The sequence below is a fragment of the Candidatus Pelagibacter sp. PS_02 genome (assembly GCF_059418065.1).
In genome coordinates, this window is record NZ_CM182079.1 from 1,211,747 (window position 1) to 1,236,588 (window position 24,842).

Genomic DNA, 24,842 nt, shown 5'->3' on the forward strand with positions numbered 1-24,842 from the left:
AGATTAAGCCGGTCCCTAATTTATATTTTATTAACCTTCGTATTTGATTCTGTATACTACTCCAGCTTTATCATCTGACACTAGTATAGAGCCATCAAAGTATTGTTGAACATCAACTGGTCTACCTAAGTAAGTGCCCATTTCAGTCATCCAACCATCAGCAAAAGGTTCTGTCTTTTTAGCATTGCCTTTTGAGTCTAGATAAGTAACCATAACTCTAGCACCTCTAGGTTTTACAGCATTCCATGAACCATGTTGTGCACTAAAAATTGCATTATGGTATTTTTTTGGAAACTGTTTTCCAGTATAAAACATCATTCCTAAGTCAGCAGCATGTGCAACCATCTCAACTTGAGGCTTAACATATCTATCAGCATCTTTTTTTGGAATTGTTTGTCCTTTATACTCATTGGTTCTAACTTCTCCACCACCAGTATACGGGTGACCATACCACATGCCCATTTTAGGCATTCTGTTTAGCTCACCTGGAGGAGTTTCATCTCCCATACCGTCAACTTGGTTATCAGTAAACCATAAAGATCCATCTTTAGGATTAAAAGCGTGACCAACAGAATTTCTTATTCCTGTTGCTACAACTTTTCTATCAAGGTCTCCTGGGAAACGATTAAAGCTAATCATTCCACCAATTCCAGTTTCTTGATATAAATCCAATTTATCAGCTGGAGCTACGTTGTGAGGCTGACCTAAACTAACATAAAGTTTATTGTCTGCTTTATTAACAGCACAAACTCTAGCCGTGTGGTTATAAGATTCCTCCTCAACTGGTATCAAATTACCTTGATCAATAATCGGTACAGCTACAGTGTCAGGACTTTCCATAAAATATTCAGCAGCTGGGAACCATAAAACTCTGTTTCTTTCTGCTACATACAAATGGCCATCATCACTAAAACAAACACCATTGGGGATATCAAACTTAACTGTTGGAGCAAACTGCTCTACAGTATCTGCAATATCATCCATGTCTCTATCAGTTGCTTGCCAAACCTTATCTTTTCTTGTTCCAATCCATACTGTTGTTTTGTTTCTTGCAACAGCCATGTGTCTTGCATCAGGTACTATAGCAAACACACTAATTGAAAACCCAGCAGGCAAATTAATATTTGGCAAAATGTTTTTTTTAACATTTGCAGCAAATTTAGTATCCTGTGGAATTACAATTGCTTGTGTAGCGTCGCCTGATTTATACATACTACTTAACTTTTTAATTGTTGCCTCATCACCAGCAGCAAATACAGAAGTAGCAATTGAGCTTACGAACAAAAAAGTACTTAATGTTGAAAGTATTTTTTTCATTTTCTTCTCTCCTCTATTGTTAATTATTCAATGATCAAGCTTCTCTCAAAACAGAACAAATGTGAATAGGTAAAATTTATATTAATTCCTATAAACGTTATAAAAAATAATAACTTTCAATTCCAAGTTGTATTAATTAACTTTATTTTTGCAATTTCCTGTTTTGAAAAACTCATCAATATTGTCTATAGCTAGATTAGCCATAGCAATTCTTGTGTGCTTAGTGGCACTTCCAAGGTGAGGCAAAATAAAAACACTTTTAATCTTCAGATAGCCTGAATTTAAATTTGGTTCACCTTTATAAACATCAAGTCCTGCTGCATAGATTTTTCTTCTATTTAATGCATCTATTAAAGCTTCATCTTCAACAATGTCTCCACGAGCTACATTTGTTATAACCGCACCTGTTGGAAAATATTCTAATGTTTCTTTATTAATTAAATTTTCTGTTTCTTTTGTTGCGGGGCAACAAATTGACAATACATCTGAAACTCCAAAAAGACTTTTAATGCTATCATGATAAATGGCACCTTGTTCTTTTTCGTCACTTAATTTTGATCTGTTGTGATAGTGAATAATCATTCCTAAAGATTTTGCAATTTTTGCAATCTTTTGACCTATTCTCCCCATTCCTAAAATTCCAAGCCTCGTACCAGTTAACTGCTTTCCTATCAAATAATCTGCAGACCATTTCCAGCTACTTTCTTTTGCAGCCTGAATGCCCTCTGGAACTCTTCTACATGCTCCAAGAATTAATAAAATTCCAATCTCAGCTGTGGCATCAGATAAAACCTCTGGTGTATTAGTTACAGCTATTCCTCTTTTTTTGGCTGCTTCTAAATCAATGTTTCCAAATCCAACTGCAAAATTAGAAATTACCTTAATACTGTCTGGAAGTTTGTTTATGGTCTCTTCATCCATTTTATCAGTTAAAGAAGTTAATATTGCATCATGACCTTCACTTAATTCGATAAGCTTTGATTGAGAATATAATTCATCATTGCCATTAAATTTTGCATCAAACATTTTTGAAGCTTTGTCTTCAGATTCTTTTAACAATCTTCGTGTAATTAGAATTTTTTTCATAGTTAGTTTTTTTGTAATATTTTTGGTTTTGGGCCACCAGTATACCAATCTAATATCTCAATGGTATGTAAAATTGGAGTTTTCGTTCCATTAGAAATTTGAGTAATACAACCAATATTTCCAGTTGATATAAAATCTGGTTTCAAACTTTCAATATTTTTTACTTTTTTGCTTAATAGTTCTTTAGCAATTTCAGTTTGCAAAATATTATAAGTTCCAGCAGATCCACAACAGATGTGGCCTTCTGGAATTTCCATAATTTCATTATTTGTTTTTGAAAGTAATGACATGGGTTGACTGTGTACTTTTTGTCCATGTTGCATTGAACATGCAGAATGATAAGCAATTTTGTACTTCTTATCTTTTACTTTAAAATTTAATTTTAAATTAGTATCTAAATATTCAGAAACATCTTTTGTTAAATCAGAAATCACTTTTGCTTTCTTTTTCATTTCTTCATCATCTTTAAAAATGAAACCATAGTCTTTCATGGTAGTTCCACAGCCAGAAGTATTTGATAAAATAGCGTCTAAATTTCCTTTTTGATGTTCGTCATACCAAGTATTAATATTATTTCTAAAATCTTGGTGCGCGTCATCTTCTTTTCCCAAATGATGATTTAATGATCCACAACATCTGATCTTTTTAGGCACAACTACTTCAACTCCATGTCTATTTAAAAGTCTGATTGTTGCCTCATTAATTTGAGGAGAAATTTCTTTTTGAACACATCCAGTTAAAAGAGCAACTCTTGCAATTTTATTTTTACCAGTTGCGGAATAAATTTCTTTTTGTTTTATGGTTTTTTTTGGAAAACTTGTCGGCATCAAATTCATCATATCTTTTATTTTTAATGGCATTAAAAATTTAAAAGGTTTAGCTAATTTAACCATATAACTTGCTAATCTGAAGTATCCTGTATTTGGTAACACTACTGATAAAAAATTTCTAATTGTTCTATCAAAAAAAGATCTTTCATAGTTTTTTTCAATATATTTTTTACCATGATCAATGATGTGCATGTAATTCACTCCAGCAGGACAAGTGGTCATGCAGCTATAGCAAGATAAACATCTATCTATATGTTTTACAGTTTTTGCTGTTGGCTTTTTTTGATTTTCCAACATATCTTTAATCAAATAAATTCTTCCTCGCGGTCCATCTAATTCGTCACCAAATATTTGATGGGTTGGACAAGTTGCATTACAAAAACCACAATGAACACACTTTTTAAAAATTTTTTCTGTTGCAGCGTTGTCACTGTCTTTTAATTGTTTTTCAGTAAAGTTTGTTTGCATTAAATTCCTCTATACATTTTTCCAGGATTAAAAATTCTTTTAGGGTCAAAACTTTTTTTGATCTTTTCTGATATTAAAAGTCTTGTATCATCTACTGTAAAAATTGTTTCTTCGTAATCATATTCATCCGATGTCTTTATGATAGTTAAATAACCACCTAATTCCTTGGTTAATTTTTTAATATCGCTAACCTTAGAGTTCTTCTTTGATTGAACCTCTATCCAATATAATGAGCCACACCAATCAATGTAATATTTATACTTATTACCTAAGAATTGCATCAACTTAGGGCCTTTCGAAGGAGGCACTACTACTCTTAAAAGGTTATTCTTTGTTGATTTGAATATTTCAAGATTATTTATTTTTTTCCAAAATGGTGTTGATTGATGAACATCTAAAACTGTTGTATTCAGCTTACTAAGCTCCAGTTCATTTGTTAAAGCTTTTAATTTTTCATCTATTGAAATTTTATCTCCTTCTATTCTTAGCGCTAAAAATGAACCTTTGTATTTTAAGTCATTAAATTTAAAGACCATCTCTTTGTTTTGGTCATAATTTTCATCTTTGGGTTCTTCAGGAATATAAACAGCTCCAGAGACTTCGCTGCTTGAACTAGATATCTTATCAAATAAATTTTTAACTAATTTTTTATCATCAGTATGTATAGTAATTGTATTAGATAATTTTTTTTTAGGTAGAACCTTCAATGTTATTTCAGTTAAAGCAACTAAAGTTCCAAAAGATCCTGTTACTAGTTTTGATAGATCATAACCTGTAACATTTTTTACAACTGTCCCACCTGATTTAATTATATCTCCTTTACCATTCACACCTCTAAAACCTAATATGTGATCTCTTAAACTTCCTACTTTAAATCTTCGAGAGCCAGCAAAGTTACAAGCTAAATGGCCTGCTATGGTGCCCTTATTTGATTTTCCATTTTCAATAAATCCAAAATCAATAGGCTCAAAAGCAAGTTCTTGATTGTTTTTTTCTAACTCCTTTTCAACTAACTCTAATGGCGTGTTAGCTTTAACCTTAATATATAGTTCTTCAGGCAAATACTCAATTACACCTGACAACTTAGACATAGATAGTTTTTTTGCAGATTGAATGTTGTTACCAATAAAATTTTTTGAACCTGTGCCAATTATTTCTGTTGGTTGGTTTTTTTTGTAAAGTTCCTGAACTAGATTTGAAACTTGCAGCTCATCTTCTGGATAATAAGTATTATTAGAATCTTGGAAGATCTGGGAATTTTTCTTCATTTCTGTGGACATGTACCCTTCCTTCCTCTGCACATTTTCTTAATATTGGATAAACTTTTCCTGAGTTTAGTAAATTTTTTTCATCCAGTGATTTTTTAATATCTAATTGTTGTTGAATATCTGTATTATTAAACATCTCACACATTAGTTCTCTTTTTTCTACTCCTACCCCATGTTCTCCAGTGATCACTCCCCCTAATCTAACGCACGTCTTTAGTATCTCGGCTCCAAATTCCTCTGTTTTTCGCAGTTGTTCTTTATCACTTCCATCAAACATTATTAATGGATGTAAATTTCCATCTCCTGCATGAAAACAATTTGCTACTGGCAACTCATATTTTTCAGAAAGTCTTTTTATTTCAAGTAAAGCTTCCGCAAGTTTTCCTCTTGGTATAGATCCGTCCATACAATAATAATCTGGTGCCATAGCTCCACATGCTGGAAATGCTGCTTTTCTACCTGCCCAAAATGATAGTCTTTCTTTTTCATTTTTACTTAATTTTAAACTTGAGCAATTATTTTTTTCACAAATACTTCTCACCTGTTTTAATAATTCATCTACCTCAGATTCGGTTCCATCTAATTCTACAATTAATAAAAGTTCCGCATCTCTTGGATATCCTGCTTTACTAAAATTATCTGTTGCCTCTATCAAAGCTTTATCCATTATTTCCATACCTGCTGGAACAATTCCACTTGAAATTATTTCCGATGCTGCATTTCCACCTTCTTCAATTGTAGGAAAGCCTATTAGCGCTGCTTTAACTACTTGAGGGTTTTTTAAAATTTTTACTGTCACTTCAGTAATTACTCCTAATAATCCTTCTGAACCACAAATTAATCCCATTAGATCATACCCTTCTTGATCAAGAGTTTTTCCACCAACTCTACAAACTGTTCCATCCATCATTACCATTTCAACACCTAAAATATTATTAGTTGTCGTTCCATATTTTAGAGAATGAACGCCTCCAGAATTTTCAGCAACATTGCCCCCTATTGAGCATGCAAGTTGACTTGATGGGTCTGGTGCGTAGTAAAAATTTTTATGTTGTACGGCATGTGTTATTCCTAAATTTGTTACACCAGGTTGGGTTACTACACATTTATTTTCAAAATCAATTTCTATAATTTTGTTAAATTTTCCAAGACTTAATAAAATTGCATCATTTAAAGGTAGAGCTCCCCCTGAAAGACCAGTGCCAGCACCTCTTGGTACAACTTTAATATTTTCTTTGTGACAAAACTTTAAAATGTTACTTACTTCTTCAGTGTTTTCTGGCATCACAACAGCGAGTGGTGTTTGTGTATAAGCTGCTAATGCATCAGTTTCATATGGTTTAATATCATCTGCATGACTTAAAACATTTTCTGGATTGATAATTTTGGCAAGATTTTTAAAAATATATTCTTTTTTATTGATCGTTGCTTTGTCAATCTTTGGCAGAACTAATTCACTCATTAGTCTTAGCCTAGCATTTTTTTGATATTTTCCAATGCGTTAGATATGTTGTCTTGTGAAGCTGCAAAGCTAAATCTTACGTAATCTTGGCAAGTTTTACCAAAAGCTGTTCCTGGAACTATTGCTACTCCTGCTTCATGCATACATTTTTTTGCAAATTCTGAACCATTCATTCCTGTTCCAATAACTTTAGGAAATGCATAAAAGGCTCCTCCTGGTAAACTGCATTCCACACCTGGTAAACTATTTAAACCTTCGTGAATCAATTTCCTTCTTTGATCAAATTTTACCATCATTTCATGGATTGCATCATCTGGTCCGTCTAAAGCTGCAATTCCTGCAAATTGTGACGGAGCATTAACACATGAAACACTATTAATAATTAGTTTATTTACATGTGGTATTAATTCTTCTGGCCACACACTCCATCCCATTCTCCATCCAGTCATTGCATAAGCTTTACTCCAACCATCTAAAACAATTAATCTATCTTGCAGATCAGGATAATTAAAAAATGTTGGCATTTCTTTTCCATCATAAATTTGTCTACTATAAATTTCATCACTTAGGATTGCTACATGAGGATGTTTTTTTAACCCTTCTGCTAAAACATCTATTGCAGATTTTTCAACAAAACTTCCCGTTGGATTATTCGGGTTAATTAATATTAACAATCTAGTTTTATCTGTAATTAAAGATAGAATTTTTTCTGGATCAAATTTTAAATCTTTATCTTCTGTTAAGTCATAAGGGACTGGAGTTGAACCTGTGTAATTAATCATTGATTCATATATTGGGAATGCTGGTGTTGGATGTATAATTTCCGCACCTGGCTCCCCAAAACATTGTATCGCATAATACATTGTTGGTTTCCCACCTGGCATTATCAATACTCTTTCAGGGTCAATATCCTTATTATAAAGTTTTTTAATTTTTCTAGTAACAGCTTGTCTGCACTCTAAAATTCCGTTTGATAAAACATATCCATGATGACCCTCATCTAATGCCTTTTTTGCAGCATCTACTACGTGTTGGGGTGTCTTAAAATCAGGCTGACCTAGACCTAAGTGAATCATTGGTTTGCCTTGTGCTTCTAATTTTTTTGCTTCAGCTAAAACACTAAATGCAGATTCAGTTCCTAGTCTTTGTAAATTTTTTGCTAATTTCATAATAATTTAATTCTAATATCAATATTATATAATTTAATTTATTTTTTTTATATATAATTTTGATAAGTAAAAACTATTTTCTATAAATTAATTTTGACATATCTAATCCTTTTAAAGTCTTACAACCCATTAGTACCATATTTCTATTAATTTCATCATGCATGTTTTGCAATAGACGTTCCACACCTGGTTGACCTCCAGCACTTAAAGCAAATAAAAACATTTTTCCAAAACTGCATGCCGTTGCACCAGCTGCTAAAGCTTTTAAAACATGGGTTCCACGTCTTACACCACCATCTAAAATAATCTCTAATTTATCACCAACAGCCTCTCTAATTACATTAACTTGGTCAAAGGGTGATCTTGAACCGTCTAATTGTCTACCCCCATGATTTGAAATCATTATTGCTGTACAACCAATATCTATTGCTCTTTTTGCATCTTCAACTGACATCACACCTTTAAGGGCAAATGGACCGTTCCATCTTTTTACACAGTATTCAGCATCCTTCCAATTCATGGCCGGATCATATTGTTCATTAATATATTCGATGACTGATTTTGAAATATTGGTTCCTTTATCTGTTTTATTTTTAACATTAGATAATTCAAATTTTTTATGAGTAAAATAATTAAATACCCATTCAGGTCGCATGGCAAAACTCATTAAGCTTTGAAGTGTCAATTTTGGAGGAGTAGTAAAACCAGTTCTGTGATCTCTTTCTCTGTTTCCAGCAACTAATGTATCAACTGTCAAACACATGCCATTAAAACCAGACACTTTGCATCTGTCTATTAGATCGTCAGTAATTGATTGATCTTTATGAACATATAATTGAAATAACTTTGGTCCATTTGAAATATCAGCAACCTCTTCAATGGTATTATTAGCCATTGTAGACATACTATAAAAGGTTCCAAATTTTTCAGCAGCTCTTGCTGAGGCTTTGTCACCTTCATGATGGTAAAGTCTTTGCATTGCAGTTGGTGAAAGAAAAATTGGCATATCAATTTTTTTTCCAAAAACAGTCGTTGAAAGATCTGGTTTACCAACACTAGCTAGAATATTTGGAATTAAATCACAATCATCAAAAGAATCTGTATTTCTTTTTAAGGTTTTTTCATCATCTGCACCGCCATCAATGTAGTGAAAAATTGGAGAAGGTAATCGTTTTTTTGCTAATTTTCTAAAGTCATTAAAATTATAGCAGTCTTTTAGGTTCATTGATTAAGTTAAAATGTTTTAAAAAAGTTAAACATATAACTATTTACACCAGGATTTTTTGTTCCTAAGCTTGCATTAGAAAGATGATTATAAGAAAAACCAAGTTGACTATTACTAACAAAGTCTACTGAAATTTGTAATTCACTTTTAAATTCTAGAATATGACCAAGATCTTTACCATCACCCTTACTGTATAATCCTGGTGCAAAGCTTGGTGTAAAATTAATTTTACCTAGCTTATATTGTGCCTGAACACCTGTATAAATATATGCAGCAGAGTCTGCAGTCACTAATGCACCTGTTATGGGAGAAATATTACCTAAAAAAGTATCTCTATTTAAATCCTCATTTTGATGTTGAAATCCAATTAATGTTGATTTTTTACCAGTATCACTGAAATCAAACATTCCAGAATAAACATTAAATTTAGAACTATTTTCTTCAGCATAAACAACTGAAGATAATAGGCTGAAGAAAATGATAAAAATAAATCTTGATATCAACTTGTAATGTTTCATTTAAATTTTGTTATTTTTATTTAATATTATTTTTTTATATATTATTGCACCGCCAAACAAAAATAACAATAATGGTAATAACCATAAAACATATGTGTTTTTGTTTAATTGGGGGTCAAAAATTACCCAGTCACCATATTTTTCTCTTAAAAATTGATATATTTGTTTTTCTTTTAATCCTTCATTAATTTTTCTATCAACAATTAATTTGATGCTAGAAGCAAACTCTGATTCAGAATCGTATACTGACTGACCTTGACAAATTAAACAACGAACATTCTTTAAAATTTTATTCTTTAAAATATCATTTGTTTCAGCTGATTTTAACTCTGAAAAGTTTGCAACTACAAATAGGATTATAAATATTTTTAATACTTTCATTTAATAATTAATTTAATTTCACTAACAATTTCTTGATTGATTGGACCAACAAATTTTTTGATTATATCTTTATTTTTATCTATTAAAAAAGTTTCTGGAACTCCATAAGCTCCAAATTCAACTCCTAGAGTTCCATCTTTATCAATTAAAATTCTTGAATATGGATTGCCAAGGTCATTAATAAATTTTTTTGCATTATTAAAATTGTCTCTATAATTTAATCCAATTAGTTTAATTGATTGGTTTTTACTTAGTTGCATTAATAAGGGGTGTTCTGTTCTACAAGGTACACACCAGGAAGCCCAAATATTTACAATATAAAAGGTGTTCTCTTCAAAAATGTTATCTGAATTTACATAATTATTTGAATAAAAGTCTTTTGCTTTAAAGGTTGGGATATTTTTTTTTTCATTAACCTTGGGTGTGTAGTTATTTGGAGTATTTAATCCTTTATAAAAAATAACAAAACAAAAGCTTAAAAAAATAACTATAACAAATAAGCTAAACTTATTTTTCATATCTCTCTTTTAAATAAACTCATTAATCCACCAAGACTTAACAACAAAACTGATATCCATATCCAAACCATAAATGGTTTTACTTGATATCTAATATTAAAATATTCATTACCTTTTACAAGATTCATTACTAAAAACTTGTCCTCTAATAGTGTTGTTCTTATATCTGCCTCACTAGTAATAATTACAGGCTGATTATAAATTCTAATCTCGGGTTTTAATTCAATAGTTTTGCCATTTTTGTCTTTTATTTCAAAAGAGGCAATGATGGAGTTAAAATTACTTTCTTTTCTTTCCTCTATCTTTTTAAAAAAAATTTCGCCTTTATTATAATCATATCTTTCACCAATTTTTATGTTGGTTATAATTTCTGAGGATAAAATACTATTAAATAGAATGCTTAATATTAATAAACTAAAACCAAAGTGTGAAACAGTTTGAGAAATATTATTAAATTTTTTAATAAATAATTCTTTTAAAGTTGTAAAGAAAAGAAAAAAAGCAGCTGAAATTAAAACCGTATAAAAAAGTAAGTCAGTAGTTAAATTTTTTATAATAAAAAAGGTTAACATTACCGAAATTATAAATGTGATAATAAGTGATTTCTTATTTTCAATTTTTGATTTAATCCATTTAAGTCTTGGTCCAAGAGACATGAACAATAGAAATGGTATTAAAAAAGGAACAATTAATTTTTGATAAAAAGGAGGCCCTACTGATATTTTTTCACTAGATATTACATCTAGAAATATTGGATATACCGTACCTATTAAAACAACAGCTAAAAAATACATCATAAACCAATTGTTTATTAAGATAGAGGTTTCTCTGCTAAGCCAAAAAAAATTATTTGAACTTTTACTATTTTCTTTGTGAAATATAAAAAATATTCCTAACGATAAGACAATTAGTGCAAATAAAAATATTAATATAAAAATACCTCTTGCAGGATCATTAGCAAATGTATGTACAGAATTTAATATTCCGGATCTTACTAAAAAAGTTCCACACATACTTAGGGTAAATGTTGTAATAGACAGTATAACCACCCAAGATGTTAGTGATGCTCTTCTTTCTAACACTACAATGCAATGCAACAATGCAGTTAGTGTTAGCCATGGCATTAAAGAAACATTTTCAACTGGGTCCCAAAACCAAAAACCTCCCCATCCTAGTTCGTAATATGCCCAAATTGATCCAAGCATAATTCCAATAGTTAGAAAAATCCAAGAAACTAAAACCCATTTTTTAATATGCTGCCCCCATTCTTTGGTGACATAATTTTGTGTAACTGCAGCAAGAGATGATGAAAATATTATAGAAGTACCAACATAACCTAAATATAAAATTGGGGGATGAATTGCTAAAGCTGGATCTTGTAAAATTGGGTTAAGACCAAGACCTTCATTGGGAATTGGAAATAGATAATTAAAAGGATTAGATGTCATTAATACAAATAAGAAAAACCCAATAATTATTATTTGCTGAAATAATAAAGTTAAGATTCTATATTTTTGAGGCTGCTCTCTTGATTTAATTAAAAACAAAAAAATAAACAAAGTTAATACTAATAACCATAATAACAAACTTCCTTCATGGTTTCCCCAAGTTCCTGAGATTTTATAGAATAATGGTTTGGTTGTGTGAGAATTATTAAAAACTGTCTCATTACTAAAGTCTGAGTTTATAAAAGATATAATCAAACTCAAAAAACTCACAATTACAAAAACTAACTGTAGAAATGATAGAGATAATATATTTTGGTTAATCTGCTTATTAGTTTTATTAAAGTCTTTAATTGAAACTCCACAAAGCAATACCGAAAGTAACAACCCTAAAATTAAAGAATAATAACCTATCTGATTAGCTAGCAATTTATTTATCTCCTAAGGCTTCTTTAACTTCTGGGGGCATATAATTTTCATCATGTTTTGCTAAAATTTTAGTAGCTGTAAAATAATTCTTATCTTTTAAAAAGCCTTCAGCAACTACTCCTTTTCCTTCAGCAAATAAATTGGGGACTGCCCCTGTATAGACAACATTAATTTCGTTTTGAAAGTCAGTAATAACAAAATTAACTTTATCAGAATCTATAAAAATCGATTGTTCTTTAACCATCCCACCCACTCTTATTTTTTTTTTATTTAATTCTATTAAAGATTTTATTTCAGATGGAGACTGAAAATATACAACGTTTTCTTTTAATGATTGTAAAACTAAAAAAACTGTTAAAATTACCGAGGCTAAGATTAAAGCTAAGAATATAAATCGTAATTTAACCTTTTTACCATACATGGTTTATTAGTTAAATATTTGATGTATTGGATAATATTTCTCTATTAATATTTTGTGATCTTGCAGCTCTAGCTTTCTCAACATTTAGAGAACCAAATTTAGAAGCAAATCTTTTTTGCTCTTTTGAAAGTTGTAATTTAGTTACAAAGTACAGGGCTGTAAAACTAATCAATGTAAATGAAAAAGCTGACCAAACGTAAGCTCCATATCCATTCATTGAAATTATTTCATTTATCATAATCTATCTAATCCTTTATTTTTAACTTTTATCAGCTCTGTATTATATTTCATCAAAAAAATGAGTAATGAAAAAAGGGCAAATGCCGCAGTCATAATGCCCAATGGGACTAACATTGTTGGGTGAATTGCTGTGTTGGTTGATAAAATATTAATTGAAGCTGGTTGATGTAACGTGTTCCACCAGTCTACGGAAAATTTAATGATGGGAACATTTACCACTCCTAAAATTGCAATCAAAGATGTAACCTTTATTACTTGTTCTTTGTCCTCATAAATTCTCCAAGCCAATAAATACATTCCATAAAACAAGGCTAAAATTAACATAGAAGTTATTCTTGCATCCCAAGCCCACCAAGTACCCCAAGTTGGTTTTCCCCAAATTGATCCTGTAACTAATGCTATAATATTAAAGATGAGTCCAGAAGGTGCTAAACTTTTAGCAATTAATGCAAAATTTTTATTTTTAAAAACAAAACTTCCAACAGACAAAAAAGCTAAACTTGTAAATATTCCAAGTGATATCCATGCAGCTGGCACATGAACATACATAATTCTTACTGCATCACTTTGTTTATAATCTTCAGGTGAAAGTATAAGCGCTTCTGTTAAACCAATTGTTAAGACAATAATAAATAAAAAAAGAACGTACTTTGGTGCTTTAGAGGTTATTGCAAAAATTTTATTAGGTTCAAAATATTTAAACATTTTTAAATTATATATATTAAAAAAAGATAATTTAATTTTTTTTATGGAAGGTCATCCTGATCAAGAATGCAGAGGGAGTCAATAATGATAAAAACGTTATTTAACACTCTTGATCAGAACATAATTAAAGATAACAACTATATATGTCGAAGATTTGAATTAATTGTGTTTGAAAAAAGAATTAATTAGAGGGCTTAAAGTAGCTAGAGCCTCTTTTACCAGAAAAAATCTCTTCAATTAAAGGGTGTTTAATTGGATCTTCTGAATCGTCCATTAATAGATTTTGTTCTGAAACATATGCTTCATATGTAATTTCATCATTTTCGGCTAACAAATGATAAAAAGGCTGATCTTTTCTAGGACGAACATTCTTTGGAATAGATTGATACCATTCTTCAGAATTATTAAATTCGAAATCAACATCATAAATTACACCTCTGAACTCAAAGTGTTTATGTTTTACAATGTCTCCTATTGAAAATTTTGCTTTTTGAATTGCCATTGTTATTAATATGGGGGTTTAAAAATAAAAATCAATAAAAAACATTTATATTTTTTTTATTATGTTAATATCTGTCAAGTGAATAAATCTTTTCTTAAATTTGCAACAGACTTTGGGCCTTTAGCCGTTTTTTTTTATTATTATTATAATAATGATAAGAACCTAGCAGTTGCGATTCCTCCACTCATAGTTGCAACATTAATTGCACTAGCAGTTGTTTGGTTTTTTGAAAAAAAAATACCTATGATGCCATTAATAAGTGGTATCTTAATTACATTTTTTGGGGGTCTAACAATTTATTTTAATGATCCAGTTTTTATCTATGTAAAGCCAACGATCATTAATATTTTATTTGCCCTTGCTTTATATTTTGGAAAATATTTTACAAAAGAACCTGTCCTTAAAAAAATTATGGGTAAATCAATTGCTCTAACTGATATGGGTTGGGAATTATTAAACAAAAGATGGATGTACTTTTTCTTCTTTCTTGCAATCCTTAATGAATGTGTCTGGAGAACGCAAACAGAAGAGTTTTGGGTTAATTTTAAGGTATGGGGAATGTTACCAATAACCCTTGTCTTTACAGCATTTCAAATATCATTGATTAATAAATACAAGCTTGATGAATAGAAACTTAAAGCTAGTCGTAAATAATCCTCACAAACAAATAGGAGAAAGACAATTTTTTGAAAAAAATGAACTTAAAATCATTTTAGATCTATATGCAAAAATGGTCTCTGAAGGATCATGGAAAGACTATGGTCTAAACATTTCTAACAGACAGGTTAGCTTTAGTGTCTTTAAAAATGCAGCAGAGAATGCTTTATATAAAATTTGTAAAAACTTTAAACCTAGTAGTAAAAATCTAAAGTATTTAATTACAGACTCTAATGGGAAAGTTTTAAAAAATTCCTTTGATCTAAAAATTTTACTTAAAAATACTAATTGGAAAAACCTTAAGAAATAAAAAGACTATCGTCTTTGACCAAATAATCTTAACAACATTATAAATAAATTTATAAAGTCTAGGTAAAGAGTTAAAGCACCCATTACAGCTTTTTTACCCATCAACTCACCCGTATCGCTTGATACATACATGTTTTTAATTTTTTGAGTGTCATAAGCAGTAAGACCTACAAAAATTAAAACACCTAGAATTGAGATTACAAAATCCATCATTGAAGATTTTAAGAACATGTTAACAACTGATGCAACAATAATTCCAATTAAGCCCATCATTAAAAATGATCCTAATTTTGTAAGATCTCTTTTAGTTGTGTAACCATACAAACTCATTGCACCAAAAGTAATAGAGGTAATAAAGAATACTCTAGTGATACTGGCTCCAGTATAAACTAGGAATATTGAAGATAATGATAACCCCATTAAAGAGGCAAAAACCCAAAAAGTAGTTTGAGCAGCCGAAGCTGTCATTTTATTAATTCTAGCACTCATGTAAAAAACTACTCCAAGTGGAGCAAGCATCACAATCCATTTAAAGCCTGAAAGAAATATAGTATTTCCTAAGCTTGTTAATGCTGTAATTGATCCATTGGCATCTGTTACTACAGATAGTTTGAAAAATATTAAAGATATAAGTCCTGTTAACAAAATACCAGAAGCCATGTAGTTATAGACTTTTAGCATGTAGGCTCTTAAGCCCTCATCCATTACTACAGTTGATTGCTGAGCTTCTTTTACTTTATTTAATATGTTTTGCTTATTGAATTCCATGACACATATATAATAGCCTTTTACTATTATTTCAAGATGTCTTAATAAGGTTAAATTATTGTGAATTATAAAAAATTAGGAAATACAGATTTAAAAGTAAGCACTATTTGTCTCGGTACAATGACTTGGGGTGAGCAAAACTCTGAAAATGAGGGTTTCGAACAGATGGATTATGCCTTAGATCAAGGTGTAAATTTTTGGGATACTGCAGAGCTTTATGCTGTTCCTCCAAGAGAAGAAACTTACGGTCATACAGAAATCATAATTGGTAATTGGTTTAAAAAATCCAATAAAAGAGACAAAGTTATTTTAGCAACTAAAGTTGCTGGACCTATGAGAGCCTATTTAAGAGGTGGTGGAAATAATTATGGAATAGAGAAAATGACTCAAGCTGTAAATGATAGTCTAAAAAGACTACAAACAGATTATATCGACCTCTATCAACTACACTGGCCAGAAAGAAATACCAATATGTTTGGAAGATTGGGTTATGAACATAAAGATAATGGAGAATGGAATAAATTTGAAGATGTTTTAGGCAACTTACAAAAATTTGTTGATGCTGGTAAAATTAGAGAAGTGGGTTTATCTAACGAAACACCTTGGGGTGTCTCTAAGTTTTTAGAGTTATCAAAAGAAAAAGGTCTTCCAAGAATGATGTCAATTCAAAATCCTTATAACTTATTAAACAGAACTTATGAAGTTGGTCTTGCTGAAATTTCGGTAAGAGATGAAATTGGTTTATTGGCCTACTCTCCTTTAGCAAGTGGATATTTATCTGGAAAATATAGAAATAATCAAATGCCAAAAAATTCAAGAATTGAACGTGATGGTAGTTTTTGGACTCGGTACGCAAAACCTAATACTGGTAAAGCAGTAGATGCATACTTTGAAATAGCTAAAAAACATAACCTTAATTTAACTCAAATGTCTTTAAAGTTTTGTGAAATACAGTCTTTTATGACAAGTGTTATTATTGGGGCAACTACAATGGAGCAGTTGAAAACCAACGTGGAAAGTGTAAATATAGATTTAACTGATGAAGTAATTAAAGAAATAAATGAAGTACAAACAATTTACCCTAATCCATGTCCATAATTAAAAATTTCATAATCCTAATTATTGTAAGTGTGTTTTCTCTTAGTGCAAATTCACAAGAAGTGAAAAAAATTGGTAAATTTAAAGACTGGGAAACAATGGTTATCACTGAACAAGCAGGTAAAGTTTGTTTTGCTCAATCAGTTCCGGTATTACAAGCTCCAAAATCTAACCCTAGAGAAGCAAGGATGTTTGTTTCATTTAGACCAAGTGAAAAAGTGAGTAATGAAATAAGCATTACTGGTGGCTATGAATTTAACAACAAAAATTCTATTATAGCTACTTCAGGTAAATCTAAATACAAATTTGATATTGCTCAAGAGGGATTTGCTTGGATTGCTGATAACAAACTTGAAAATAAAATGATTAAGACCATGAAGAGAGGATCAAGAATTATGATCACTGGTCACAATCAAAAAGGCTCTCAAACTATAGACCATTATTCATTGTTAGGATTTACTAAAGCCTATAATGCTGCAAAAACTAGCTGCAGTTAATTAAATGAAATCTAAAAAGAAAATTGTACTCGCATATTCTGGCGGACTAGACACTTCTATTATTTTAAAATGGCTTCAAGAAAATTATGATGCAGAAGTTATTTGTTATACTGCAGATGTTGGGCAAGAAATTGATAGAAAAAAAATTATAAAAAATGCTAAAAGACTAGGTGTTAAAAATATCATTATTGAAGATTTAAAAGATACATTTGTAAAAGACTATGTCTTTCCAATGATTAGAGGGCATGCAATTTATGAAGGTGTTTATTTATTGGGTACTTCAATTGCAAGACCTTTAATTGCAAAACGTCAAATTGCTGCCGCTAAAAAATTTGGAGCTTATGCAGTTTCTCATGGTTCAACTGGCAAAGGAAATGATCAAGTGAGATTTGAATTAGGATATCATTACTTTGGTCCAAAAGTAAAAATTATTGCACCATGGAGAATATGGAAATTAAACTCTAGAACAGATTTAATTAAATACGCAAAAAAAAATAATATTCCAATTCCAACAGATAAAAAAGGTGCTCCTCCTTTCTCTATTGATGATAATTTATACCACACATCAACTGAAGGTAAGGTTTTAGAAAACCCAAAAAATTCAGCTCCTGAGTTTCTTTTTCAAAGAACAGTGTCACCTGAAAAATCACCTAACAAAGCTTCATTTGTAACTATAGGCTTTAAAAATGGAGACCCCATAAATGTTAATGGTAAAAAATTATCACCTGGAAATTTATTAGAAAAACTTAACGATGTTGCTGGTAAAAATGGAATAGGTAGAGTTGATCTAGTTGAAAACAGATTTATTGGAATTAAATCTAGGGGTGTTTATGAAACACCTGGTGGAACACTTTTAATGTCAGCGCACAGAGCAATTGAGTCTGTTACTTTGGACAAAGAAACTATGCATAAAAAAGATGAAATTATGCCTAAATATGCTGAACTTATTTACAATGGTTACTGGTACTCAAAAGCAAGATTTAAACTTCAAAAAATTGTCGATCTTAAAAAGAATAAAGTTAATGGGTCTGTTAAGCTTAAATTATACAAAGGTAATATCACCATAATGTCTAGACAGACAAAAAGTAATGCTTACTCAATGAAAAAAGTTTCTTTTGAAGAAAATAAAACCTTTAATAAATCAAATGTAGAAAGATTTATTAACTTTCATAAACAAAAGCTTCGTTCATAAATTAATGAAAATAAAAGTATTTGCTGACACAATTTGTGGGTGGTGTTTTATTGGTCAAACAAGATTAAATAAAGCATTAAAAAATTTTCCTGAAACTAAGTTTGAGATAGAGCATGTTCCATTTCAACTAAATACTGACATGCCTAAAGAAGGAATTGAAAGAAACAAGTACTTAGAAATAAAGTTTGGTGGAAAAGAGTTTGCTCAACCAATGTATGATCGAATGACAGAAGAGGCGAATAAAGAAAATCTTAATTTTAATCTAGATAAGATAAAGAAAACACCCAATACAGTATTTTCTCACTTATTAATAAAATTAGCCGAACAATCTAATGTGCAAAACGAAATTAAAGAAAAAATATATCAATCATACTTTATTGAAGGTCTTGATATTGGAGATAAAGAAATCTTAATTAATATTGGCAAAGAATTTAATATTAATGGAGATACAATCAATAATTTTTTTAATTTAAAAAATATTGAAGAAATTAATTCATATATTTCAGTCGCAAGAGAGAAAGAAATTAATGGAGTACCCTTCTTTGAAATAGGAACAGATTTTATTTCAGGCGCCCAAAGCTCTGCAAATTTAAAAAGTGTAATAAAGTCCAATTTAAGCTAAAAATTAAAGGACACTTTATCCTTTGCCTTTAACATATAAATATCTATTCTAGCCATATGGAAGCACTAAAAAATTGGATGAAAGATGCTGCTAACATTTTATTTGATGATAGCAAAAATGATCTAAGATCTTTACCAAGATCTGTTAGATTACAAATTTTATTAGTTCTGAGTTTCGTTTGGACAACTGTTTTTAGTTTATACATATTTTCTTATACAACTTTTGCATTTGGTTGGGCTGGTTTATACGTTGCTCATATTGGATTGATATTTGCAGTTTATATGACATTCAAACATTTTCATAAAGCAGAGGCGCAATCTAGCAGTGTATTCAAAACTAAAAACTTTGATCCATTTAAGATTATGGTTATTGTTTTTGTAATTGTATTCATCTTTGTATTTTCTAAGGGAATAGAAATTTTAACAAGTCCAAACCCTAGCTCTTATTCAATTCCATATGATGGACCAGTAAAATCAGTGTTTGAAAAATGGCTACCATTTAGTAAAGATAAGTAATGGATAAAATAGCAAAAATTTTACAGCTTGCACTAATGTGCATTATTTTAGTGAGCACTGTAATTGCTGTTGGTATGGAAATTAATAATATGTTTCTAAATCAATCTGTAATGCTAGCAGATTTACTTTTAATGTTTCTTTATTTAGAGGTCTTAGCAATGGTTCGTGTTTTTTGGAATCAACAATCAATCAGTATAACTTTACCTCTTTTAATTGCCATCACTGCTCTCGCACGATTTATTATATTACAAGGAAAAGAAATGGATCCATCAGCATTAGTCTATGAAGCTATAGCTATAGTTCTAATTGCATCTGCAATAGTTATTTTAAGATTAAGACACAGTGATAAATTGGGTCTAAAGAAAAGAAAATCTAAATAGTTTAAAATGATTTTTGAAGCTTCAAGGGCTAAAGCCGTTGATAAATTAAATACTTTTGTTGAACAAAATCTTTCAGATTATTCAAAACTAAGAAATTTTGATTTTGGGCCTAGTAATAGATCTAATGTTTCTTGTTTATCCCCCTATATAACTCACGGAATAATTAATGAATTAGAAGTAATTAATAAATCTCTTAAAAAGTTTTCATTTGCAAAAAATGAAAAATTTATTCAGGAAGTTCTTTGGCGTGTTTATTGGAAAGGTTGGCTAGAATTAAGACCTGATGTTTGGTCAGATTACTTAATAGAATTAGATAAAATTAAAAAAGAATTTAAAAACAATCAAAGTTATTTGGGAGCAACTGAAGGAAAAACAAATGTAGATTGTTTTAATCAATGGGTAATTGAACTTAAAGAAAGCAATTATCTTCATAACCACACAAGAATGTGGTTTGCTAGCATTTGGATTTTTACACTAGAATTACCATGGCAGTTGGGGGCTGAGTTTTTTATGCAACATCTATTTGATGGGGATGCTGCATCAAATACCCTTGGTTGGAGATGGGTTGCTGGCATTCAAACTCAAGGCAAGCATTACCTCGCAAGTGAATGGAATATAAATAAATTTACAAATAATAGATTTAAAAACATAAAACTAAGTGAAAATGCCAAACCTATATCCAATGATAAGATATATTCTGTTATTAACAAAGGCTTTAAAAATTCTGAGATTTTGGAAGATAAAACTTTATTAATATTTGAAAATAATATGACATTTGAATTTTCTGATTTTAAAGAACATAAGTTTAAAAAAATTTTGTTAGTCTCAAATAATACAGATAGAACTATCAAATTAAGTGAAAAGGTGTTGAAATTTAAAGCAAATCTTTTAGAGGATCAAAAAATAAGATTGAAAGAAAAATCAATAAATTGTGAAACTATTAATATTAATGATTTAAAAAATATTACCGAAGAAGTTTATGCGCTTTATCCAACCGTTGGTGAAAATTTAAATTTTATTCAAAATAATCAATTAAAAAATATAAAATTTTTATATAGAAAGTTGGATCAGTTTTCTTGGCAATATTGTAATAAGGGTTTTTTTAATTTTAAAAATTATATTCCAAAAATTATTGCTAATTTTAATTAAAACCAACGTATCATTCCAATTATACCTGCTGTTGCATAAAAAAATTGCAACACAAGTATTCCCTTGTGACCTCCTCTATATGCCCAGATACCCATTAAAATGGCAGACAACAGTAACAAACAAAATCCTAAAAACTCTATTCCAATGTTTAAGGCTACAAACATAGAATAAAGGATTGCCGTAATAACCCCTGCCCATTCAAAAAATTTATTATTCATAATAGCCTTTTAAAATTCTCATAAAGTATCTTAGAATAATTATTCATATCAGGCATATTATTTTTTGCAGCTTGATCAAATTTATCTAAAGCTCCCTCACCTAATTGACTTTCAAGAGCTTTTTTATATTCAGGCACACACCCCCACTCATTAACTGTTGTGTCTTTAATTTCTATATGAAATTGAATTGCATATGCGTGATTTTGGTATTTGAAAATTTGATATTTAGTAATAGGAGATGATGCTAGTAAAGTTACATCCTTATTATTATCTATTCCTTGCACTTCATATGAATGCCACTGCAAACTTTTAATTTGATCTGGAAATTTTGAAAATAAAATATCCTCCTTTTTTTCTTTAGTAAAATTTATATCCATTATTCCAATTTCTGCTGGATTTGATTTAACTACCTTACCACCTATTACCTCACCTAATAACTGACACCCAAGACAAAAACCTAAATAAGGTTTTTTTAAATTAACAACAAATTCTTTAATTGCTTTTTTTTCTTCAATTAGCCATGGATATTCTTGTTCCATAAAAGTATCCATTGGACCACCCATACAAAACATTCCATCAAATTTTCTTAGATCACTTGGGATTTTTTCACCTTCATCTAGCTCTATAGTGGTTAAGTTAAAACCATCAGCTAACATTAAATCTTTGATATAGCCTGGGTCTTCAATCTTTATATGCTGTAAGACAATTATGTTCATTACTATATTTATAGCATTTTAAAATAGTCTACTGAACAATACTTTAAGCTAAAAAGGTTTTTATTCCGTCTAAAATATACTGAACACTTAATCCAACTAGAATAATTGCTATTACTCTTGAAATTACACTAATAACTTTTTTATTTATTATCTGAGAAAATTTTGAAGCAGTAAAAAAAAATATAAAAGTTAAAAGCAAAACTGAAGCCAAAGCAATCATTCCGACAGATTGGTTTGTAAAATTACTTCCCATATCTGAAACAGAAACAATAACAGATGTGATTGCAGCCGGTCCTGCTATAATCGGTGTTGCTAAAGGAAACACACTTACATTTTCAGAATTGAAATCAATGTCATCTTCTTTTCGTTGTTGTCTTTTATCAAACAACATTTCCATCGAAATTATTAATAAAATGATGCCTCCACCAATTGTAAATGCTGGAAAAGATATATTCAAATAACTTAATAAAGTGCTTCCAAGAAATGCAAAGAATAGCAATATGATTGATGCAATTATTGTTGCACTCAATGCAGTTTTAACTCTTTGTTGGCTACTCATATTTTGAGTTACTGCTAAGAATAATGGTGTATTTCCTAGTGGATCAATAACAATAAAATATAAAAAGAAAGTTTGAATAAATATTTCAAGCATTCACTTTTCTAGCATAGTTACCTGGATAAATTCAGCAAATATTAAAACAAATAGTAAATTAAGACGTACCTACTTACTTTTCCAATTGCCACTAAAATAATAAAATCTAAAAATCTAACTCTTAATAAACCTGCAACTAAAGTCAGTGGATCACCTATTATTGGAACCCAAGCAAATAATAATGACCATTTACCAAATTTACTAAACCATTTTGAAGAGTTTTCTATTTGTTTGTCTTTAAACGGAAACCACTTTTTTGTAGTAAGATTTCTTGAATAGAATCCCAAGACCCAGTTAACAACTGATCCCAAAATATTCCCAAAGCTAGCAACAATTAACAATAATAAATTATCAAAATTTGATGTTGCAATTAATCCTGCCAATGTCAGCTCAGATGAAAATGGTAAAATGGTTGCTGCTAAAAAAGATATAGCAAATAAAGATAAGTAAATCACTTAGAGCACTTTTTGGAGCAATACTTTACCTTATCCCAATTAAGCTTCCACTTCTTACGCCAAACAAAAGGTCTTTTACAAACAGGACAAACTTTTGAAGGTAAATTTTCTTTTTTCATTAAATAGTATTTTGTTTAATAAATTTATCAGCTTCAGATAAAATCATTTTCTTTCTTTCATCTTTCATTTTATCAAAAACATAAACCATCATAGACAATCTAGGGTTCTTTAAAAAAAATTTTCTATTTTTATTTATAAACCTCCAATAAAGACCATCCATCGTATTACACCATTCCCCTTTTTTAAAATCCATCATTTTCATAAAATAACTTGATCCACAAATGTATGGTTTCGTTGCAAAAATACCTCCATCACTAAATAAGCCCATTCCATAAACATTAGGGACCATCACCCAATCAGAAGAATCTACAAACATTTCCATAAACCACTTATAAACAATTGTTGGTTTCACTTCACAAAGGTTCATTATATTTGATAAAATCATTAACCTTTCTATATGATGAGACCAGCCATGATTAACGGCATTTTTAATTGCATGATCCAGTGGAGGCAAACCTGTTGTGCCTTCATACCAAGACTTTTTCATTTTTCTTTCATGGTTGAAAAAATTTTTTGTTTCCATTTCATCAGAGTAACCTTGATAAATTCCACGCATGAACTCTCTCCAGCCTATTATTTGACGAATATAACCTTCAAGTGAGTTCATTCTAATTTTGTGTTTTTTATGAAATTCTAAAATTTTTTGAATGATAATTTCAGGGGTTATCAATCCTAAATTAATGTACGGGCTTAATGCGCTATGAAATAAAATATTGTCTTTTTGATTAACAGCATCTTCATAATCGCCAAATAAATTTGATTTTTCTTTAATAAAAAAATCTAAAAGTTTGACCACATCATTGTATTCTGTTGCTAACCAAAAATCATTTGTGCTACCAGGATGATCTTTAAATAATTTTTCAATAATTGGTTTTAATTTTTTAGTATGATTAGTTTCGTTAATTTTTGGAAATTTTGGTATTGATATATCTTTTGGTAATTTATTTCTGTTATCTTCATCAAAACTCCATTTACCCCCAATAGGATTTCCATCTGCTCCCATTAATATTCCAGATTTTTTACGAACTTCTTTGTAAAATGTTGCCATAAAAGGTTTTTTTGATTTTACTAAATAATTTTTAAACTCATCTCTTGAGTTTAAAAACATTGGAGTTTTAATAATATTCCAGTTTATTTTTTCTTTTTTTAAAAATTGATAAATTTTCTTTTCAAAAAATTTATCCTCAACCTCGAAACTTGAAATTTCAGTAATTTTTTTTTGATTAATGATAATTTTTAATTTTTTAAAATAAGTATCTTTAAAACCTTTGTCCTCAATTTTAGAATATTCAAGTTTGTATTTGTTCACCTTAAGCATATCTGCATAAGACCTCATAGAAGAGAGAAATAGCAGGATCTTTTGTTTATGATGCTTTTCATAAGTACATAGTTCATAGTCTTCTGCCATGTAAAAAGAGTGGTCCTTTTTGAAGCGGTCTACGTATTTTAATGGAAATAATTGATTGCCAAGTATAAAAAACAATTTCATAGTTAAATATAACTAAATAAA

At 29.8% G+C, this 24,842-nt stretch carries 31 protein-coding genes; 9 read left to right on the plus strand and 22 right to left on the minus strand.

Annotated features, from left to right (window positions below; translation table 11 throughout):
* Nucleotides 1-30: 30 nt before the first annotated feature.
* From AC5SL4_RS06395 to hspQ, 15 genes are all read right to left on the minus strand, one after another.
* Nucleotides 31-1,317 (minus strand): PQQ-dependent sugar dehydrogenase, encoded by a 1,287-nt coding sequence (locus AC5SL4_RS06395; RefSeq protein WP_006997638.1) that lies wholly within the window; start codon nucleotides 1,315-1,317, stop codon nucleotides 31-33.
* 132 nt (nucleotides 1,318-1,449) lie between these two features.
* Nucleotides 1,450-2,403: a 2-hydroxyacid dehydrogenase gene (locus AC5SL4_RS06400; RefSeq protein ID WP_006997637.1), complete on the minus strand. Its 954-nt coding sequence runs from the start codon at nucleotides 2,401-2,403 to the stop codon at nucleotides 1,450-1,452.
* Nucleotides 2,404-2,405: 2 nt separating this feature from the next.
* On the minus strand, nucleotides 2,406-3,701 hold the full coding sequence (glcF, locus tag AC5SL4_RS06405; RefSeq protein ID WP_006997636.1) for a glycolate oxidase subunit GlcF: 1,296 nt from the start codon (nucleotides 3,699-3,701) through the stop codon (nucleotides 2,406-2,408).
* Complete coding sequence (locus AC5SL4_RS06410) at nucleotides 3,701-4,969, minus strand: FAD-binding protein (RefSeq protein ID WP_006997635.1); 1,269 nt, start codon at nucleotides 4,967-4,969, stop codon at nucleotides 3,701-3,703. The genes glcF and AC5SL4_RS06410 overlap by 1 nt, the downstream gene beginning before the upstream one ends.
* Nucleotides 4,935-6,431, minus strand: a complete 1,497-nt coding sequence (locus AC5SL4_RS06415; protein ID WP_494587286.1) for an FAD-linked oxidase C-terminal domain-containing protein — start codon at nucleotides 6,429-6,431, stop codon at nucleotides 4,935-4,937. Before AC5SL4_RS06415 ends, AC5SL4_RS06410 begins: the two co-directional genes overlap by 35 nt.
* A 5-nt stretch (nucleotides 6,432-6,436) precedes the next feature.
* Nucleotides 6,437-7,600 carry a pyridoxal phosphate-dependent aminotransferase gene (locus AC5SL4_RS06420; RefSeq protein ID WP_006997633.1) on the minus strand — a complete coding sequence of 388 codons (1,164 nt, stop codon included), beginning with the start codon at nucleotides 7,598-7,600 and terminating at the stop codon, nucleotides 6,437-6,439.
* A gap of 73 nt (nucleotides 7,601-7,673) precedes the next feature.
* Nucleotides 7,674-8,825, minus strand: coding sequence for an alpha-hydroxy acid oxidase (locus AC5SL4_RS06425; RefSeq protein WP_494587287.1), 1,152 nt, complete (start codon nucleotides 8,823-8,825; stop codon nucleotides 7,674-7,676).
* Between the two features lie 8 nt (nucleotides 8,826-8,833).
* Nucleotides 8,834-9,343, minus strand: a complete 510-nt coding sequence (locus tag AC5SL4_RS06430; protein WP_494587288.1) for an acyloxyacyl hydrolase — start codon at nucleotides 9,341-9,343, stop codon at nucleotides 8,834-8,836.
* Nucleotides 9,344-9,724 (minus strand): cytochrome c-type biogenesis protein, encoded by a 381-nt coding sequence (locus AC5SL4_RS06435; protein WP_011281597.1) that lies wholly within the window; start codon nucleotides 9,722-9,724, stop codon nucleotides 9,344-9,346.
* A complete protein-coding gene (locus AC5SL4_RS06440; RefSeq protein WP_494587289.1) occupies nucleotides 9,721-10,242 on the minus strand; it encodes a DsbE family thiol:disulfide interchange protein in 522 nt (173 codons plus the stop codon). The genes AC5SL4_RS06435 and AC5SL4_RS06440 overlap by 4 nt, the downstream gene beginning before the upstream one ends.
* Entirely contained in the window at nucleotides 10,239-12,116 is a 1,878-nt protein-coding gene (locus tag AC5SL4_RS06445) for a heme lyase CcmF/NrfE family subunit (protein ID WP_494587290.1), read from the minus strand. Before AC5SL4_RS06445 ends, AC5SL4_RS06440 begins: the two co-directional genes overlap by 4 nt.
* 1 nt (nucleotide 12,117) lies before the next feature.
* Nucleotides 12,118-12,537, minus strand: coding sequence for a cytochrome c maturation protein CcmE (gene ccmE / locus AC5SL4_RS06450; protein ID WP_271481648.1), 420 nt, complete (start codon nucleotides 12,535-12,537; stop codon nucleotides 12,118-12,120).
* Nucleotides 12,538-12,547: 10 nt separating this feature from the next.
* Nucleotides 12,548-12,775, minus strand: a complete 228-nt coding sequence (locus tag AC5SL4_RS06455) for a heme exporter protein CcmD (RefSeq protein ID WP_011281601.1) — start codon at nucleotides 12,773-12,775, stop codon at nucleotides 12,548-12,550.
* Nucleotides 12,772-13,482: a heme ABC transporter permease CcmC gene (ccmC, locus tag AC5SL4_RS06460; RefSeq protein ID WP_271767015.1), complete on the minus strand. Its 711-nt coding sequence runs from the start codon at nucleotides 13,480-13,482 to the stop codon at nucleotides 12,772-12,774. Before ccmC ends, AC5SL4_RS06455 begins: the two co-directional genes overlap by 4 nt.
* A gap of 181 nt (nucleotides 13,483-13,663) precedes the next feature.
* Nucleotides 13,664-13,984, minus strand: coding sequence for a heat shock protein HspQ (gene hspQ, locus AC5SL4_RS06465; protein WP_006997624.1), 321 nt, complete (start codon nucleotides 13,982-13,984; stop codon nucleotides 13,664-13,666).
* Nucleotides 13,985-14,062: 78 nt separating this feature from the next.
* Here hspQ and AC5SL4_RS06470 point away from each other — a divergent pair, with 78 nt between their 5' ends.
* On the plus strand, nucleotides 14,063-14,614 hold the full coding sequence (locus tag AC5SL4_RS06470; RefSeq protein ID WP_494587291.1) for a septation protein A: 552 nt from the start codon (nucleotides 14,063-14,065) through the stop codon (nucleotides 14,612-14,614).
* Nucleotides 14,607-14,951, plus strand: coding sequence for a DUF2794 domain-containing protein (locus AC5SL4_RS06475; protein ID WP_494587292.1), 345 nt, complete (start codon nucleotides 14,607-14,609; stop codon nucleotides 14,949-14,951). Before AC5SL4_RS06470 ends, AC5SL4_RS06475 begins: the two co-directional genes overlap by 8 nt.
* Before the next feature lie 5 nt (nucleotides 14,952-14,956).
* On the opposite strand, the gene AC5SL4_RS06480 is transcribed toward AC5SL4_RS06475, so the two are convergent.
* Nucleotides 14,957-15,718: a Bax inhibitor-1/YccA family protein gene (locus AC5SL4_RS06480; RefSeq protein ID WP_271564556.1), complete on the minus strand. Its 762-nt coding sequence runs from the start codon at nucleotides 15,716-15,718 to the stop codon at nucleotides 14,957-14,959.
* 60 nt (nucleotides 15,719-15,778) lie between these two features.
* Here AC5SL4_RS06480 and AC5SL4_RS06485 point away from each other — a divergent pair, with 60 nt between their 5' ends.
* Genes AC5SL4_RS06485 through AC5SL4_RS06515 form a run of 7 tightly spaced genes read left to right on the plus strand, consistent with a single transcriptional unit; the run spans nucleotide 15,779 to nucleotide 21,171 of the window.
* A complete protein-coding gene (locus AC5SL4_RS06485) occupies nucleotides 15,779-16,816 on the plus strand; it encodes an aldo/keto reductase (RefSeq protein WP_494587293.1) in 1,038 nt (345 codons plus the stop codon).
* Complete coding sequence (locus tag AC5SL4_RS06490; RefSeq protein WP_271564332.1) at nucleotides 16,807-17,313, plus strand: invasion associated locus B family protein; 507 nt, start codon at nucleotides 16,807-16,809, stop codon at nucleotides 17,311-17,313. The genes AC5SL4_RS06485 and AC5SL4_RS06490 overlap by 10 nt, the downstream gene beginning before the upstream one ends.
* Before the next feature lie 4 nt (nucleotides 17,314-17,317).
* Nucleotides 17,318-18,505 carry an argininosuccinate synthase gene (locus AC5SL4_RS06495; protein ID WP_494587294.1) on the plus strand — a complete coding sequence of 396 codons (1,188 nt, stop codon included), beginning with the start codon at nucleotides 17,318-17,320 and terminating at the stop codon, nucleotides 18,503-18,505.
* 4 nt (nucleotides 18,506-18,509) lie between these two features.
* Entirely contained in the window at nucleotides 18,510-19,127 is a 618-nt protein-coding gene (locus AC5SL4_RS06500; RefSeq protein ID WP_494587295.1) for a DsbA family oxidoreductase, read from the plus strand.
* Nucleotides 19,128-19,183: 56 nt separating this feature from the next.
* Nucleotides 19,184-19,642: a membrane protein gene (locus AC5SL4_RS06505; protein WP_011281609.1), complete on the plus strand. Its 459-nt coding sequence runs from the start codon at nucleotides 19,184-19,186 to the stop codon at nucleotides 19,640-19,642.
* Nucleotides 19,642-20,022 (plus strand): phosphate-starvation-inducible PsiE family protein, encoded by a 381-nt coding sequence (locus AC5SL4_RS06510; RefSeq protein ID WP_011281610.1) that lies wholly within the window; start codon nucleotides 19,642-19,644, stop codon nucleotides 20,020-20,022. Before AC5SL4_RS06505 ends, AC5SL4_RS06510 begins: the two co-directional genes overlap by 1 nt.
* A gap of 6 nt (nucleotides 20,023-20,028) precedes the next feature.
* Nucleotides 20,029-21,171 (plus strand): FAD-binding domain-containing protein, encoded by a 1,143-nt coding sequence (locus AC5SL4_RS06515; RefSeq protein ID WP_494587296.1) that lies wholly within the window; start codon nucleotides 20,029-20,031, stop codon nucleotides 21,169-21,171.
* Here AC5SL4_RS06515 and AC5SL4_RS06520 read toward each other — a convergent pair.
* Genes AC5SL4_RS06520 through AC5SL4_RS06545 form a run of 6 tightly spaced genes read right to left on the minus strand, consistent with a single transcriptional unit; the run spans nucleotide 21,168 to nucleotide 24,821 of the window.
* Nucleotides 21,168-21,389 (minus strand): hypothetical protein, encoded by a 222-nt coding sequence (locus AC5SL4_RS06520; protein ID WP_494587297.1) that lies wholly within the window; start codon nucleotides 21,387-21,389, stop codon nucleotides 21,168-21,170. The two genes, AC5SL4_RS06515 and AC5SL4_RS06520, sit on opposite strands and share 4 nt — an antisense overlap.
* Nucleotides 21,386-22,105, minus strand: a complete 720-nt coding sequence (locus tag AC5SL4_RS06525) for a type 1 glutamine amidotransferase (protein WP_011281613.1) — start codon at nucleotides 22,103-22,105, stop codon at nucleotides 21,386-21,388. The genes AC5SL4_RS06520 and AC5SL4_RS06525 overlap by 4 nt, the downstream gene beginning before the upstream one ends.
* Before the next feature lie 43 nt (nucleotides 22,106-22,148).
* Nucleotides 22,149-22,757: a MarC family protein gene (locus AC5SL4_RS06530; RefSeq protein ID WP_018413652.1), complete on the minus strand. Its 609-nt coding sequence runs from the start codon at nucleotides 22,755-22,757 to the stop codon at nucleotides 22,149-22,151.
* A 41-nt stretch (nucleotides 22,758-22,798) separates the two neighbouring features.
* Nucleotides 22,799-23,212: a YqaA family protein gene (locus AC5SL4_RS06535; protein ID WP_027306869.1), complete on the minus strand. Its 414-nt coding sequence runs from the start codon at nucleotides 23,210-23,212 to the stop codon at nucleotides 22,799-22,801.
* Nucleotides 23,209-23,331, minus strand: coding sequence for a DUF2256 domain-containing protein (locus AC5SL4_RS06540; RefSeq protein ID WP_018413654.1), 123 nt, complete (start codon nucleotides 23,329-23,331; stop codon nucleotides 23,209-23,211). Before AC5SL4_RS06540 ends, AC5SL4_RS06535 begins: the two co-directional genes overlap by 4 nt.
* A complete protein-coding gene (locus AC5SL4_RS06545; RefSeq protein ID WP_494587298.1) occupies nucleotides 23,331-24,821 on the minus strand; it encodes a cryptochrome/photolyase family protein in 1,491 nt (496 codons plus the stop codon). The genes AC5SL4_RS06540 and AC5SL4_RS06545 overlap by 1 nt, the downstream gene beginning before the upstream one ends.
* Between the last annotated feature and the right edge of the window lie 21 nt (nucleotides 24,822-24,842).

What these genes read in the sequence shown, in the direction of transcription:
- AC5SL4_RS06395 (WP_006997638.1), bottom strand. Translation starts at nt 1,317, where the DNA reads ATGAAAAAAATACTTTCAACATTAAGTACTTTTTTGTTCGTAAGCTCA.
- AC5SL4_RS06400 (WP_006997637.1), bottom strand. Translation starts at nt 2,403, where the DNA reads ATGAAAAAAATTCTAATTACACGAAGATTGTTAAAAGAATCTGAAGAC.
- glcF (WP_006997636.1), bottom strand. Translation starts at nt 3,701, where the DNA reads ATGCAAACAAACTTTACTGAAAAACAATTAAAAGACAGTGACAACGCT.
- AC5SL4_RS06410 (WP_006997635.1), bottom strand. Translation starts at nt 4,969, where the DNA reads ATGAAGAAAAATTCCCAGATCTTCCAAGATTCTAATAATACTTATTAT.
- AC5SL4_RS06415 (WP_494587286.1), bottom strand. Translation starts at nt 6,431, where the DNA reads ATGAGTGAATTAGTTCTGCCAAAGATTGACAAAGCAACGATCAATAAA.
- AC5SL4_RS06420 (WP_006997633.1), bottom strand. Translation starts at nt 7,600, where the DNA reads ATGAAATTAGCAAAAAATTTACAAAGACTAGGAACTGAATCTGCATTT.
- AC5SL4_RS06425 (WP_494587287.1), bottom strand. Translation starts at nt 8,825, where the DNA reads ATGAACCTAAAAGACTGCTATAATTTTAATGACTTTAGAAAATTAGCA.
- AC5SL4_RS06430 (WP_494587288.1), bottom strand. Translation starts at nt 9,343, where the DNA reads ATGAAACATTACAAGTTGATATCAAGATTTATTTTTATCATTTTCTTC.
- AC5SL4_RS06435 (WP_011281597.1), bottom strand. Translation starts at nt 9,724, where the DNA reads ATGAAAGTATTAAAAATATTTATAATCCTATTTGTAGTTGCAAACTTT.
- AC5SL4_RS06440 (WP_494587289.1), bottom strand. Translation starts at nt 10,242, where the DNA reads ATGAAAAATAAGTTTAGCTTATTTGTTATAGTTATTTTTTTAAGCTTT.
- ccmE (WP_271481648.1), bottom strand. Translation starts at nt 12,537, where the DNA reads ATGTATGGTAAAAAGGTTAAATTACGATTTATATTCTTAGCTTTAATC.
- AC5SL4_RS06455 (WP_011281601.1), bottom strand. Translation starts at nt 12,775, where the DNA reads ATGATAAATGAAATAATTTCAATGAATGGATATGGAGCTTACGTTTGG.
- ccmC (WP_271767015.1), bottom strand. Translation starts at nt 13,482, where the DNA reads ATGTTTAAATATTTTGAACCTAATAAAATTTTTGCAATAACCTCTAAA.
- hspQ (WP_006997624.1), bottom strand. Translation starts at nt 13,984, where the DNA reads ATGGCAATTCAAAAAGCAAAATTTTCAATAGGAGACATTGTAAAACAT.
- AC5SL4_RS06475 (WP_494587292.1), top strand. Translation starts at nt 14,607, where the DNA reads ATGAATAGAAACTTAAAGCTAGTCGTAAATAATCCTCACAAACAAATA.
- AC5SL4_RS06480 (WP_271564556.1), bottom strand. Translation starts at nt 15,718, where the DNA reads ATGGAATTCAATAAGCAAAACATATTAAATAAAGTAAAAGAAGCTCAG.
- AC5SL4_RS06490 (WP_271564332.1), top strand. Translation starts at nt 16,807, where the DNA reads ATGTCCATAATTAAAAATTTCATAATCCTAATTATTGTAAGTGTGTTT.
- AC5SL4_RS06495 (WP_494587294.1), top strand. Translation starts at nt 17,318, where the DNA reads ATGAAATCTAAAAAGAAAATTGTACTCGCATATTCTGGCGGACTAGAC.
- AC5SL4_RS06500 (WP_494587295.1), top strand. Translation starts at nt 18,510, where the DNA reads ATGAAAATAAAAGTATTTGCTGACACAATTTGTGGGTGGTGTTTTATT.
- AC5SL4_RS06505 (WP_011281609.1), top strand. Translation starts at nt 19,184, where the DNA reads ATGGAAGCACTAAAAAATTGGATGAAAGATGCTGCTAACATTTTATTT.
- AC5SL4_RS06510 (WP_011281610.1), top strand. Translation starts at nt 19,642, where the DNA reads ATGGATAAAATAGCAAAAATTTTACAGCTTGCACTAATGTGCATTATT.
- AC5SL4_RS06515 (WP_494587296.1), top strand. Translation starts at nt 20,029, where the DNA reads ATGATTTTTGAAGCTTCAAGGGCTAAAGCCGTTGATAAATTAAATACT.
- AC5SL4_RS06520 (WP_494587297.1), bottom strand. Translation starts at nt 21,389, where the DNA reads ATGAATAATAAATTTTTTGAATGGGCAGGGGTTATTACGGCAATCCTT.
- AC5SL4_RS06525 (WP_011281613.1), bottom strand. Translation starts at nt 22,105, where the DNA reads ATGAACATAATTGTCTTACAGCATATAAAGATTGAAGACCCAGGCTAT.
- AC5SL4_RS06530 (WP_018413652.1), bottom strand. Translation starts at nt 22,757, where the DNA reads ATGCTTGAAATATTTATTCAAACTTTCTTTTTATATTTTATTGTTATT.
- AC5SL4_RS06540 (WP_018413654.1), bottom strand. Translation starts at nt 23,331, where the DNA reads ATGAAAAAAGAAAATTTACCTTCAAAAGTTTGTCCTGTTTGTAAAAGA.
- AC5SL4_RS06545 (WP_494587298.1), bottom strand. Translation starts at nt 24,821, where the DNA reads ATGAAATTGTTTTTTATACTTGGCAATCAATTATTTCCATTAAAATAC.